Source organism: Pararhizobium sp. LjRoot255 (genome assembly GCF_964252905.1).
In the GTDB taxonomy this organism is placed as follows: Bacteria; Pseudomonadota; Alphaproteobacteria; order Rhizobiales; family Rhizobiaceae; genus Pararhizobium.
Map to the genome: position 1 here is coordinate 1,646,235 of NZ_CAXUPQ020000001.1, position 13,567 is coordinate 1,659,801.

General features: G+C 61.1%; 10 protein-coding genes and 1 pseudogene. 4 read left to right on the forward strand and 7 right to left on the reverse strand.

Annotation, left to right across the window (positions count from 1 at the left end):
• Window positions 1–11: 11 nt before the first annotated feature.
• The gene (locus tag ACSQ2W_RS08105) at window positions 12–293 is read right to left on the reverse strand and encodes a hypothetical protein (RefSeq protein WP_436087838.1); all 282 of its coding nucleotides are present in this window, start codon (window positions 291–293) and stop codon (window positions 12–14) included.
• Between ACSQ2W_RS08105 and ACSQ2W_RS08110 the strand changes: the two are divergent.
• The 4 genes and pseudogenes from ACSQ2W_RS08110 (at window position 204) to typA (ending at window position 6,910) form a co-directional block, all read left to right on the forward strand.
• Window positions 204–796: pseudogene (locus ACSQ2W_RS08110) on the forward strand (LysE family translocator). The gene ACSQ2W_RS08105 and the pseudogene ACSQ2W_RS08110 overlap by 90 nt on opposite strands.
• 118 nt (window positions 797–914) lie before the next feature.
• Window positions 915–3,005: a M3 family metallopeptidase gene (locus tag ACSQ2W_RS08115; protein ID WP_436085800.1), complete on the forward strand. Its 2,091-nt coding sequence runs from the start codon at window positions 915–917 to the stop codon at window positions 3,003–3,005.
• A gap of 371 nt (window positions 3,006–3,376) precedes the next feature.
• Window positions 3,377–4,942: an alkaline phosphatase D family protein gene (locus ACSQ2W_RS08120; protein WP_436085801.1), complete on the forward strand. Its 1,566-nt coding sequence runs from the start codon at window positions 3,377–3,379 to the stop codon at window positions 4,940–4,942.
• 138 nt (window positions 4,943–5,080) lie between these two features.
• Window positions 5,081–6,910, forward strand: a complete 1,830-nt coding sequence (gene typA / locus ACSQ2W_RS08125; protein ID WP_113006703.1) for a translational GTPase TypA — start codon at window positions 5,081–5,083, stop codon at window positions 6,908–6,910.
• A gap of 78 nt (window positions 6,911–6,988) precedes the next feature.
• Here the strand turns inward: typA and gfa are convergent, their stop codons facing one another.
• The 6 genes from gfa to ACSQ2W_RS08155 form a co-directional block, all read right to left on the reverse strand.
• Window positions 6,989–7,564: an S-(hydroxymethyl)glutathione synthase gene (gene gfa, locus ACSQ2W_RS08130; protein WP_436085802.1), complete on the reverse strand. Its 576-nt coding sequence runs from the start codon at window positions 7,562–7,564 to the stop codon at window positions 6,989–6,991.
• A gap of 124 nt (window positions 7,565–7,688) precedes the next feature.
• A complete protein-coding gene (locus tag ACSQ2W_RS08135; RefSeq protein WP_436085803.1) occupies window positions 7,689–8,327 on the reverse strand; it encodes a metallophosphoesterase family protein in 639 nt (212 codons plus the stop codon).
• A gap of 153 nt (window positions 8,328–8,480) precedes the next feature.
• Entirely contained in the window at window positions 8,481–9,050 is a 570-nt protein-coding gene (locus ACSQ2W_RS08140; RefSeq protein ID WP_436085804.1) for a CarD family transcriptional regulator, read from the reverse strand.
• Between the two features lie 413 nt (window positions 9,051–9,463).
• On the reverse strand, window positions 9,464–9,802 hold the full coding sequence (gene fdxA / locus ACSQ2W_RS08145; protein ID WP_436079664.1) for a ferredoxin FdxA: 339 nt from the start codon (window positions 9,800–9,802) through the stop codon (window positions 9,464–9,466).
• Between the two features lie 202 nt (window positions 9,803–10,004).
• On the reverse strand, window positions 10,005–10,418 hold the full coding sequence (locus tag ACSQ2W_RS08150) for an RNA-binding S4 domain-containing protein (RefSeq protein WP_436085805.1): 414 nt from the start codon (window positions 10,416–10,418) through the stop codon (window positions 10,005–10,007).
• 4 nt (window positions 10,419–10,422) lie between these two features.
• Window positions 10,423–13,488: a helicase-related protein gene (locus ACSQ2W_RS08155; protein ID WP_436087712.1), complete on the reverse strand. Its 3,066-nt coding sequence runs from the start codon at window positions 13,486–13,488 to the stop codon at window positions 10,423–10,425.
• Window positions 13,489–13,567 lie beyond the last annotated feature (79 nt).

The window sequence follows — 13,567 nt, forward strand, 5'->3', positions numbered from 1 at the left end:
TTCATTGCGCGCTACTCGCCTGCGGACGCCGCTTCCACCGTGGCAGCCTGCCGGGCCGCCTGATGGAACCGGCAATAGCCTTCAAAAGCCCTGCCTCCATCTTGACGGAATCGACAACGCAAGGTGGAATGGCTCTCCACGCGCAAGGAGGTTCCATGACGCAGGCTCTGCTTTTCGGCGCCTTTCTGGCGGCGCTGTTCTACGTGCTCATTCCAGGCCCCGCTTTTCTTGCCCTGCTCGGCATCGGTGCCGGTCAGGGCCGCAAGGCGGGCGCTCTGTTCATGGGCGGCCATCTGGCGGGCGATCTGCTCTGGTCGGCGCTGGCGCTGGTGGCGATCGTCGGCGCCAAGACCATCGGCAGCACGATTTTCGATGTCCTCGGTCTGCTCTGCGGCTTCTACCTTGCCTGGATCGGCTGGATGGCGCTCCGGGCAAAGCCGCGCGCCAAAACCGGCCCTTGTTCAGCGTCGAGCGGCCTTATCGCCGCGGCCTCATTTTCGGCCTCACCAACCCCAAGGGATATCCGGTGGCGCTTGCCACATTCACGGCCCTGCTTGCCAGCTCCTCGAATGCGCTGGATATCCGCGCCTTGCCGGCGCTGCTCGCCGTGTCGGTCCTCGGTTTTCTCGTCGCCTACTTTATCCTCATCGGCATCATCGGCGCGTCTGTCGTGCGGCGTTTCTATCGCAGGCACGAACTTGCCATCATCCGGCTTTCAGGCGTGCTGTTCATGGGTTTTGCCGTGCAGGCGATCTGGCACGCGACGCCGGGGCTATTGGGTCTACGCAAAGCTTGATACGGAGCCTGCACGCGCCTACCTGACAATCTTGATATCTCCACAATCGCTGCCGACAAGATCAGGCAGCGTTCCGCCATCCCTGGCGGGAAAATCGCAATGCGAAAGGACTGACTTCATGACTTCGAGCCCCGCGCTGAACCCCGCCGTCACCGACTGGAATGGCCCGGATGGCCTACCTCGCTTCGAGGCGGTCAGTGACGGCGATTTCGCGCCGGCCTTCGAGGCGGCGTTCGGCGAGCACGAGGCGGAGATCGATACGATTGCCGATAATCCTGCGGTGCCGACATTCGAGAACACCATCGTGGCGCTGGAGATTGCGGGCGACCGGCTGTCGCGGGTTTCCGCACTGTTCTGGAACCGCACTGGCGCCCATACCAACGATGCGATCCAGGCCCTTGAGCGCGATATCGCGCCGAAGATGTCGCGGCACTATTCGAAGATCGGCATGAATGCAGCACTTTTCGCCCGCATCGACGCACTGTGGGAAGGCCGCGACACGCTGGGACTCGACCTTGAGGCGACACGCGTCGTCGAGCGACACTGGAAGGGCTTCGTCAAATCCGGCGCAAAACTGCAAAAACCCGACCAGGAGCGGCTGGCGGCGATCAACGAGACGCTCGCAAGCCTCGGCGCGAAATTCGGCCAGAACGTGCTTTCGGACGAGAAGAGCTGGGCGCTGATCCTCGACAAGGAAGACGATCTGGCGGGCCTGCCGCAGTTTCTGAAGGACTCGATGGCTGCCGCGGCGAGCGATCGAGGCGAGCAGGGCAAATATGCCGTCACGCTGTCGCGCTCGATCATCGAGCCGTTCCTGACCTTTTCCGAAAAGCGCGATCTGCGCGAACAGGCCTTCAAGGCCTGGGTTGCCCGCGGCGAAAATGGCGGCGGGACCGACAATCGCGATATCATCCGTGAAACGCTGGCATTGCGCGCGGAGAAGGCAAAATTGCTCGGCTACGAAAACTATGCGGCGCTGAAGCTCGACAATACGATGGCGAAAACGCCGGAGGCGGTGAACGGGCTTCTGACCCAGGTCTGGGAGAAAGCAGTCGTTCGGGCGCGGGAAGAAGAGGCCGATCTTGCCAAGTTGATTGCGGCGGAGGGCCGCAATCACCCCGTCATGCCGTGGGATTGGCGTCACTATGCCGAAAAGCTTCGGGCGCAGAAATTCAATTTCTCCGAAAGCGAGCTCAAACCGTACCTGCAGCTCGAAAAGATCATCGACGCCTGCTTCGACGTGGCGCAGCGGCTGTTCGGCATCACGGCAACGGAGAAGAAAGGCGTCAGAGGATATCATCCGGATGCCCGGGTCTTCGATATCCGCGACGCGGACGGCAAGCTCGTGGCGTTGTTCCTCGGCGATTATTTCGCCCGCGCCTCGAAGCGCTCCGGTGCCTGGATGAGTTCCTTCCAGTCTCAACATCGCCTGCCGCTGAAGAACGGTGCTGTTGGCGAGCTGCCGATCATCTACAATGTCTGCAATTTCGCCAAGCCGGCGGATGGCAAGCCAGCCCTGCTGTCGCTCGACGATGCCCGCACGCTGTTTCACGAATTCGGCCACGCCTTGCACGGCATGCTGTCGGATGTGACCTATCCCTCCGTTTCCGGCACCAGCGTCTCGCGCGACTTCGTCGAATTGCCCTCGCAGCTTTACGAACATTGGCTGACGGTTCCGGCAATCTTGAAGAAATATGCCGTACACGAGGCAACCGGGGAGCCGATGCCGCAGGAATTGCTGGACAAGGTCCTCGCCGCCCGCACGTTCAATTCCGGCTTCGCCACCGTCGAGTTCACCTCATCAGCGCTGGTGGACATGGCGTTCCATACACACGGCACTGTCGCGGATCCGATGGCGGTGCAGGCCGAGGTGCTGGAAAAAATCGGCATGCCGGCCTCGATCGTCATGCGGCATGCAACGCCGCACTTCCAGCACGTCTTTTCCGGCGACGGCTACTCGGCCGGCTACTATTCCTACATGTGGTCGGAGGTGCTCGATGCCGACGCCTTCGCCGCCTTTGAGGAAACCGGCGACGCCTTCCATCCGGACACGGCCGCGAAGCTCAAGGACAACATCTATTCCGTCGGAGGCTCGATCGACCCCGAAGATGCCTACAAGGCGTTCCGTGGCAAGCTGCCGAGCCCGGAGGCGATGTTGCGGAAGAAGGGGCTGGCGATGATGGAAGAACTGACTGGCTCCGACGCTTGAAGCCTGAGCCTATCAGCGATACCGACAAGATCCTCTAGCAGCCGCACGGGGATATCCATCCGTTCGTAAAGGATGGCGGTGACGCCAATCATGCCGTTCGGGAGTTCGCGGAAGAAGAGGTAATGCCGGTCGTATCCTGTGAAAAAAGCCTATGTCTTCAGATCGGCCGGATCAGCGAGCTCGCCCGGTAACCTGCCCAGAGAGCTTTTGCTGGTGGGCATGCACGCCGGCGATATGGGGTGAGCGGGAGTCACAGAACTGTCGCCAAACCGTTGGAATAGATTCATCCAACTGTAAACCAGCTGACATGCAGTTCGCCAAAGGTCTGCCTCGGGATGCCTATGATTCCCGAGACCGTACCGGAGGCAGATTTGGCCACTACCCAGGATACATTGACCCGCCGCTCCTTTTTGCTCTCCGCTGGGGCCGCGGGATTTGCGGCCACATCGGTTCTTGCCACTCCCTTCTACGCGCGAAACTTCGGCAGGCCCTCCTTCACCCATGGCGTCCAGTCCGGCGATGTCGATACGAAATCCGGCATGATCTGGACGCGGGTTGATCGGCCCTCCCGCATCGCGGTCGAATATTCGACGACCGAGAGTTTTTCTGCGCCTGTACGCCTCCCATCGATCGACGCCCTGCCGAACAGCGATTTCGCCGCAAAGTGTCTGCTCGACAACCTGCTGCCCGACCAGGACATCTTCTACCGTTTCACCGCGTCCGACCTTTACGACAGCAACAGCGTCTCCGAGCCGATCGTCGGCCGCTTCCGGACCGCACCGCTTGACAGGCGTTCCGTCCGCTTCGCCTGGTCCGGCGACACGGCCGGCCAGGGCTGGGGCATCGACGATGTCGGCATGAAGACCTATTCGACGATGAAGCTGCACGAACCGGACTTCTTCATCCATTCCGGCGACACGATCTATGCCGACAATCCGATTCCCGACGAGATACCGCTCAGGGACGGGACGCTCTGGAAAAACCGCATCGTCACACCCGAGAAGCGGGAGGTCGCCCGCGCGCTGGACGAATATCGCGGCCAGTGGAAATACAATCTGCTCGACGAGCATGTCCGCGCCATGAACGCCGTTTGCCCGACCTTCTATCAGTGGGACGACCATGAGGTGCTGAACAACTGGTCGGCATCGACCGACCTTCGTGACGATCCGCGTTATCCGGAAAAAAATGTTTCGGTCTATGCGGCGCGCGCCATGCGGGCGTTTCAGGAGATGACGCCAATCCGCGCCATTCCTGCCCAGCCCGGTCGCATTTTCCGCAAGATTCCCTATGGCCGGCTGCTCGATGTCTTCTTCGTCGACCTGCGCTCCTATCGCAGCGCCAACCAGGGCGATGCGAATGACGATCTGTTCGGCTGGCGCCAGGCCGACTGGCTGAAGCGGGAACTGGCCGCCTCCGAGGCCACCTGGAAGGTGATTGCCTGCGACATGCCGCTCGGCCTTGTCGTCTGGGACGACTTTACCCATCGTCGCGGCTCCGATGCGATCGCCAATGGCGACAACGGCCAGCCCAGCGGGCGCGAACGGGAATTTGCCGATGTTCTCACCTTCATCCGCGACAATGCCATAGAGAACATCGTCTGGCTGACCGCCGACGTGCACTATACCGCAGCCCACCACTACGACCCCGCCCGCGGTGCCTTCAAGGATTTCCTACCCTTCTGGGAGTTCGTCTCCGGCCCGCTGCATTCCGGCACCTACGGGCCGAAGGAACTGGACATGACCTTTGGACCGGAAGTGCGCTTCATCAAGGCCTCCGGCGCCGGCATCGACCAGAACCTCCCGCCTTCGGCCGGCCTGCAATTCTTCGGCCTCGTCGATATCAACGGCCAGACCGAGCAAATGACGGTCAGGCTGATGGACCGGGAGGATCAGGAGTTGTGGCGGGTCACGCTCGATCCGGCGGGAAACAGCGTCTAGCGCGCTTTGCCGATTCACCGTTCATCAAGACTTTGCCGACTGCCCCCTTTCGCAAATGCAAAAAAACCTGTATGAGCCGCGCAATTGAAGATGTGGGCAGTTCCTCAGATACGCCCCGAAACCTCCGAGTATTCACACATGAAGATGCGCAACATCGCGATTATCGCACACGTTGACCATGGGAAAACCACGCTTGTCGACGAACTTCTGAAGCAGTCGGGTTCCTTCCGCGACAACCAGCGCACGACCGAGCGCATGATGGATTCGAACGATCTCGAAAAAGAGCGCGGCATCACCATTCTGGCGAAGGCCACCTCCATCGAATGGAAGGGTGTCCGTATCAACATCGTCGATACCCCCGGCCACGCCGACTTTGGCGGCGAAGTCGAGCGCATCCTGTCGATGGTGGATGGCGCAATCGTCCTGGTCGACTCGTCGGAAGGCCCGATGCCGCAGACCAAGTTCGTCGTCTCCAAGGCGCTGAAGGTTGGCCTTCGCCCGATCGTCGCGATCAACAAGATCGACCGTCCGGACGGCCGCCACGAAGAAGTCATCAACGAAGTCTTCGATCTCTTCGCCAACCTCGACGCCACCGACGAGCAGCTTGACTTCCCGATCCTCTACGGTTCGGGCCGCAACGGCTGGATGAACGTCAATCCGGAAGGTCCGAAGGAAGAGGGCCTTGCGCCGCTTCTCGACCTCGTTCTGAAGCACGTTCCAGAGCCGAGCGTCGGCGACGAAGACGGCGCGTTCCGCATGATCGGCACGATCCTGGAAGCCAACCCCTTCCTCGGCCGCATCATCACCGGCCGTATCCATTCCGGTTCGATCAAGCCGAACCAGGCAGTTAAGGTTCTCGGACAGGATGGCAAGCTGATCGAAAATGGCCGTATCTCCAAGATCCTCGCCTTCCGCGGCATCGAGCGTACGCCGATCGAGGAAGCCCATGCGGGCGATATCGTCGCAATCGCCGGTCTGTCCAAGGGCACGGTCGCCGACACATTCTGCGATCCTTCGGTCACCGAGGCTCTGCATGCCCAGCCGATCGATCCGCCGACCGTCACGATGTCGTTCATCGTCAACGATAGCCCGCTTGCCGGCACCGAAGGCGACAAGGTGACCAGCCGTGTCATCCGTGACCGCCTGTTCAAGGAAGCCGAAGGCAACGTCGCGCTGAAGATTGAAGAAGCCGAAGGCAAGGATTCGTTCTACGTCTCCGGCCGTGGCGAATTGCAGCTGGCCGTTCTGATCGAAACCATGCGCCGCGAAGGCTTCGAGCTTGCCGTATCGCGTCCGCGCGTCGTCATGCACAAGGACGAAGCGACCGGCCAGATGCTGGAGCCGGTCGAAGAAGTCGTCATCGACGTCGATGAAGAGCATTCCGGCGTCGTCGTCCAGAAGATGTCCGAGCGTAAGGCTGAAATGGCCGAGCTTCGTCCGTCTGGCGGCAACCGCGTTCGCCTGAAGTTCTTCGCACCGACCCGCGGCCTGATCGGCTACCAGTCGGAACTTCTGACCGACACGCGCGGCACAGCGATCATGAACCGTCTGTTCCACGAATATCAGCCTTACAAGGGTGACATTGGCGGCCGCGTCCAGGGCGTTCTGCTCTCCAACGACGCCGGCGAATCCGTCGCCTATGCCATGTTCAACCTGGAAGACCGCGGCCCGATGATTATCGACGCCGGCGAGAAGGTCTATGCCGGCATGATCATCGGCATCCACACCCGCGACAACGACCTGGAAGTGAACGTGCTGAAGGGCAAGAAGCTCACCAACATGCGCGCCTCGGGCAAGGACGAAGCCGTCAAGCTGACGCCGCCGATCCGCATGACGCTCGACCGCGCCCTCTCCTGGATCCAGGACGACGAACTGGTCGAAGTGACGCCGAAGAATATCCGCCTGCGCAAGATGTACCTCGACTCGAACGACCGCAAGCGTTTCGAAAAGTCGCGCGGCGCCGCATAAGCGGCAGCCTCGCGCTGAACAGGAACGAGGGCGCTACGATGAAGATCGCGGCGCCCTCTTTCATTTCTCACGCGGGGATCAGGATTTCAGCACGCCGCTCTTCCTGGCCGTCCAGGTGGCGATAAAGTCCATCAACGTCGGATTGAGGCAGTCGTAGGGAGGCAGGCCGAGGCCGCTGAGGCGCTGGCGGATACCGTTCATATCGGCCGGATCGGTGCCGGATTCGATGATGGAAGAGACGAAGGCCGCGAATCCGGGCGGTGCCCAGCCATCTTCCTGGAAACGCTCGGGGTGAATAAAATCCAGCCCCTTGAAGGCATGGTCGCGCTCCACCGGGCCGTACATGTGCACACCGCAACCCTTGCAAGCGTGCCGCTGGATCAGTGCCGATTTGTCGACCACTTCGAGCTTGTCGCCGTTTTCAAGCACGGTGATCTTGTCATGCGGGACAACCGCGACGATAGAAAACGTCGCGCCCACAGGCTTCCAGCATTTCGTGCAGCCGCAGGCATGGTTATGGGCGACGTCACCCTCTACCTTGAGCTTTACGGGTCTGTCTGTGCAATCGCAGACGAGCATCCCACCTGTAAAGCCCGGTGAGCCCTTGGGCAAACCCTTGTCGAGTAGCGGATGTAGAGAAACGGTAGCTGTCATTTTCTCCTCCAGTGCCGGTCGTGGTTTCGCCCTGCCGCGCCGGCGGGTCGCAACAGGACGCCTCGCTGACAGCATAGCACGAAGGCGCAAGGAACCGCTCGAGTTCATGAGACCCGCAGAGCGCTCACCATCCCGCTTTAACGAACTCAAGCGGGCCGCCGGCCACATCATCGTCGAAGACCGCGCAGGTTAGCTTGCCACCGAAGACGCAGCCGCTGTCGATATTCGTTCTGTTGCCGATGGTGCGGGGATTGATTCTGGACGGCGTATGTCCATGGCAGAGATGTTTGCCCCAGTAATATGCTGACGTTTGCGGCCGCAGCCAGAGCAGGTCCTGCGGCGATTGTTTGTCGAGCGGCACCTCGGGATCGACGCCCGCATGGACGAAGATACGGTGTCTGTCCAGATGCATGAGCGGCAGCCGCTCGGCCCATGCCAGATCCTCAGCCGGCACCCTGCCACCGTAGGAAAACTCGGTCTCCAGGCCGCCATTGTCGAGCCACCAATCCCGATCATAGCGGCCGGCATATGCTCCAACCATCATGTCCTCATGATTGCCCTTGAGCATGATCCATTGCCAGCCAGGTTTTTCCGGACCGACCTTGAGCAGATCGATCACGCCCCGGCTGTCTGGCCCGCGGTCTATGTAGTCTCCGACAAACACGATGGTTCCTGAAGTCCAGCGAGCCTCGACGATGGCCAGGAGCTTGCGCAGAGGCTCGAGGCAACCGTGGACGTCACCGATTGCGAAAGTGTAGCTCATGACGTTCTGCCCGGCAGCAAGCGCATCGCTAAGGAGTCAGAATACAACGATCCGCGACAGACAGATATGGCATCGCCAACGAGCCTGGCGCGCATAAAAAAGCCCCGTCATTGCTGACAGGGCTTTTGAATGCAGGCGCCGTTGGAAGCGTGCTTACGCTGCTTCTTCCTGCGTTTCGTCTTCTTCGAGGGCCTTGCCGCGCTTCGGACCCTTGCTGAGGTTGGCTTCGACGAGACGGACAGCTTCGGTTTCCGACATCTTGTTCACGGCTGCGATCTCGCGCGCCATGCGGTCAAGGGCAGCTTCGTAGAGCTGACGCTCGGAATAGGACTGCTCCGGCTGGTTATCAGCGCGGTAGAGGTCGCGTACGACTTCGGCGATCGAAATAAGATCGCCGGAATTGATCTTGGCATCATATTCCTGCGCACGGCGGGACCACATGGTTCGCTTGACGCGCGCCCTGCCCTGGACAACCTTCAATGCACGCTCGACAAAATCGGTTTCAGACAGCTTGCGCATGCCAATGCTGACGGCCTTGGCAACCGGCACCTTGAGACGCATCTTGTCCTTTTCGAAATCGATTACAAACAGTTCGAGCGACATGCCCGCAACCACCTGGTCCTCGATTGCCACGATCTGTCCGACGCCATGAGCCGGATAAACGATCGATTCACCGGTCTTGAATCCATGGCGTGCTGAAGATTTTTTCTGCTGGGTCGTCATTCGTTTCAAAAACTCCCTGTTACGCTCCCGGCTACAAGCCGGGGCCGGGTCAGTCAGGCCCGGGATGGACGGGGGCACCGTCGGGTGACTCCACGCTGATCCGAGCCAACGGTCATCAAATCGATCTTCTGCGGGGCGATCACACACAAGCAACAGACGTTGCGTATTTGGGGTCAGCCGCGCCGTAGGATTCTTTTGCTTTCGTGATGGTTTTCGGGCACACCTAGTGCCTCGAGTGGATCAGTGTTTTGACCCTATCATAAAAAACTGCCGAAATCAATAATTTGCTTTACAACGGCAGCCAAGGCCAACCCGCCCCGCAGGGACAAGGTTAAGCCATAATTCTCACAATTTCGCCACTTTTTTGCGACCGGAACATCAAACCTGAACCGGTCGCATAAAGCCCTTGAAGGTCAGTCGCCCGTGCCGGGCTCGGGCGAAAAAAACTTCTCGTACTTGCCTTCCACGCCGTCCATTTCCTTGGCTTCCGGCATCTCGTCTTTCTTGACGGTGATGTTCGGCCACTGGGTCGCGAATTCGGCGTTGACTTTCAGCCACTTGTCGAGGCCCGGCTCGGTATCTGGCTTGATGGCGCCTGCCGGACATTCCGGCTCGCAGACGCCGCAGTCGATGCACTCGTCGGGATGAATGACCAGGAAATTCTCGCCTTCGTAGAAGCAGTCCACCGGGCACACTTCCACGCAATCGGTATATTTGCAGCGTATGCAATTGTCGGTCACGACATACGTCATGAGGTACTCCAGCGATTTCTCACATTCGATGGCAGACAGCAACCGAGAGCGAAGTCCGCTTGTCCGCATCCGTTCGGGATATCAGCCCGACCGCGCTTTCACGGCGCAACAGGACTGCTCATTTGTCCCGTCAGGTAAAGGCTTTGCCAGGGCTTTGCAAGAATAATCCATGCGCCAAAGCGCCGCCCGGCGAGACAGTTTTCTAATCCTCCCGCCAGCCCGGTCGCAGCCGGTCTACCTCGCGGCGCTCCTTCTTGGTCGGCCGCCCACTGCCGCGTTCACGCGTCGCCTGTTCGAAAGCATTCGGCTTGTCGCCCGGCACTGGCGGCGGCGTCAGATCCTCGTAGAGAAGCCGCGCCTCCTCATACGGGCCGCGTCGATTGCCGGGCTGCAAGACGCGCACCGTCATATCGCGCCGATCGAGCGAAAGAAGGACGACATCCCTGGTTTTCACGGCAAAGGAAGGCTGGGTGATGCGGGTCTCGTTGACCCGGACATGACCGGCCTCGATCGCCTTCTGGGCGATCGAGCGGGACTTTTGCAGCCGCGTGAAAAACAGCCATTTGTCGAGACGCTGGCGGAGAACCGGCAGGGACTGGGGCTGTTTTTCGGCCATGGCGTTATTTTTTCATCTGCTCCTTCAGGGCAGCGAGCTTGGCAAAGGGCGAATCCGGATCGATCGGCTTTTCCTTGCGCGGGGGGCGCGCCTCGAACTTGGCGGCCTGCGACTTTCCGCCGCGGTCGTTGCGATCGGGACGATCCTGGCGCTCGCCCTTCTCTTGACGCTGGCCGCCCTGCGGCTTGCCGCCGTCGCGGCCGCGATTGCGGTCCGGTCGGCCACCACCCTTACGATTATCGTCGCCACGCGCTTCGCGGCGGCCATCGCCGTCGGGGCGCTGTTCAGTCCCCTCACGGCGCGCTTCACCCTGATGTGCCCGGTTGTTGGCGCCACGATGATTGCCGTGCGGACGTCCGCCTGCGCGCTGGTTGTCGTTGCGGCCGCCCGGTCGCCACAGGAGCACGGGCTTGGCTTCAACCTGCTCTGCGGGCTCGCCAGCGGGTTCAGCGGCGGCAGCTTCTGCCTCCGGAGCAGTCTCAGCGGGCGCTGCCTGTTCCGGCGCCGGCTCGGAAGCCTCTTCGCCTGGCGCATCCGCGTCGTCATGGTCGGTTGTCTCGGCCGTCGTTTCGACTGCGGCCGAGTCAGCCGGCGTGGTCACATTGCCCGACTGCGCAGACAGGAACGCGGCAGCTTCCTCGGCCTTCACGATGTCAGCGCGATAACCGAGACCCTTGAGGATCTCTTCCATATCGTCGGGCGTGGCACCGAGAATGGACAGCATGGCCGTCGTCGCGGTGAAGCGGCGGCCGTCATAGGCGCCGTCCGGACGCGCCGTCGTGCCCGGTTTCCACTGCAGAAGCGGACGGATGAGATCGGCGAGCCGTTCGAGAATATCGATGCGGACGGCGCGCTTGCCGAGGAAACGGAAGCCGGCGAGCTTGTAGAAATTGCGCTCGAAAGACGCATCGGTGACGACCGAGGTTCGGCCAGCTGCCAGAACCGGGATGAGATCGCCGTAACCAGGCTTGTCCAGGCCGTCGTTCTTCAAGGCCCAGAGCAGTGTGATGAGCTCGGCCGGAGCAGGCTTCAAGAGAGCCGGCATGAAAATGTGATAGGCGCCAAACCGGATGCCGTGGCGGCGGATCGAGGCGCGCGCCTCCTGGTCCAGCGACTTGACCTCGTCGGCGACGTCGCGGCGGAACATCACCCCGAGATTTTCGACGAGCTGGAACGCCAGACCCTTGGCAAGACCTTCGAGATCTTCGGCACGCGACAGATCGTCGAGCGGCTTCAGGACCGTCGAGATATGGTGGTTGACGAAGCGCTCGATGCGGGCAAGCACATGATCGCGAGCGTTGCCTTGCAACTGCTCGTCGGCAAGCAGAATGACGCGCGGGCGCATGACGTGCTCGCTCGCGGCGAGCCGCGCGACGGGATCGCCGAGCCAGCGCACGAGACCATCGGAAGCCAGCGCCAGATCGGCATTACCCGCCGCATGCAGGCGCGCTGCCCGCGCTTCGAATTCCAGCGCCAGCGCCTTCTGTGCTGCTCCCTGCACCGCGCGCGCGTCGAGACCGTCGGTCACTGCCGCCAGCGTGAAACGGAACCCGGCCAATTGTCCCACATGATGTCCTTCAACGAAGACATCGCCATTTACACTGATTTCAGCTTCCAGCATCGCATTCTCTCTCAGGCGCTTCATGAGCACAGATGTCCTGCGATCAACAAAGCGTTTCGTCAACCTTTCATGTAACGCGTCAGACAATCGATCTTCGATTTCCCGCGTCTTTTCTTGCCAGTGTGTCGGATCGGCAAGCCACCCCGGACGATTGGATACATAGGTCCATGTCCTGATTTGTGCAATTCTCGCGGACAATGTGTCGATTTCACCATCCGTTTGGTCCGCGCGGCGAACCTGTTCGGCCATGAAATCTTCGTTCACTGTGCCACGCCGGACGAGATCGGCATAGATGGTCGAAATCAGATCGGCATGTTGCGCCGGCGTTATGCGCCGATAGTCGGGAAGCGCACAGGCCTCCCAGAGTTTTTCTACACGCTCCGGTGTCGTTGCGACACCGGAGATTTCCGGATAATGCGAAAGATAATCCAGCGCCTGCTGGTCCACCGCCGGTAACGCCCGCGTCAGCCCGTTTACCGCCGGCGGGGCATCGAGGCTTTTCTTCAGGGCCGCAAGCGAGGCAAAGTTAAGCGCCTTGGAGCGCCACTGCAGCACCCGCACGGGGTCGAACTGGTGCGATTCGATGCGGTGGACGAGTTCGTTGTCGAACGGTTCCACCCGCGAGGTGACGCCGAAGGTGCCGTCGCGCAGGTGGCGGCCGGCGCGGCCGGCGACCTGCGCCAGTTCGCCCGGGTTGAGATTGCGGAACTGATAGCCGTCATACTTGCGATCCTGGGCAAAGGCGACGTGATCGACATCGAGGTTCAATCCCATGCCGATTGCGTCGGTCGCCACCAGATATTCGACGTCGCCCGCCTGGTAGAGCGCAACCTGCGCGTTGCGTGTGCGGGGTGACAGGGCGCCGAGCACGACGGCGGCGCCACCCCGCTGGCGGCGGATCAGTTCGGCGATCGCATAGACCTCTTCCGCCGAAAAGGCGACGATCGCCGTGCGCTGCGGCAACCGGGTGATTTTCTTCGAACCGGCATAGAGAAGCTGCGACAGTCGCGGCCGCTCGACGACGGTAATGCCTGGCAGCAGGTGTTCGAGGATCGGCCGCATGGTCGCGGCGCCGAGAAGCAGGGTTTCGCTTCTTCCGCGCAGATGCATCAACCGGTCGGTGAAGATATGGCCGCGCTCGAGATCGCCGGCGAGCTGCACCTCGTCGATCGCCACGAACGCCGCCTTGGTCTCGCGCGGCATGGCCTCGACGGTGCAGACCGAGAAGCGCGCCATATGCGGGGTGATCTTCTCCTCGCCGGTGATGAGCGCCACATTGTGGGCACCGACTTTTTCGACGAGGCGCGTATAGACCTCGCGGGCAAGCAGCCGCAGCGGCAAACCGATCACGCCGGATTCATGCGCGACCATGCGCTCGATCGCATAATGCGTCTTGCCGGTGTTGGTCGGGCCGAGGACCGCGATCACGCCGCGGCCGCTCAAGATCATGGGTTGGTCAGGCACTGTCTCGATCCTGCGCACTTTCACTCTGCGAAGGCCATTCACGGCGGAAAAGCCGTTTCAACCG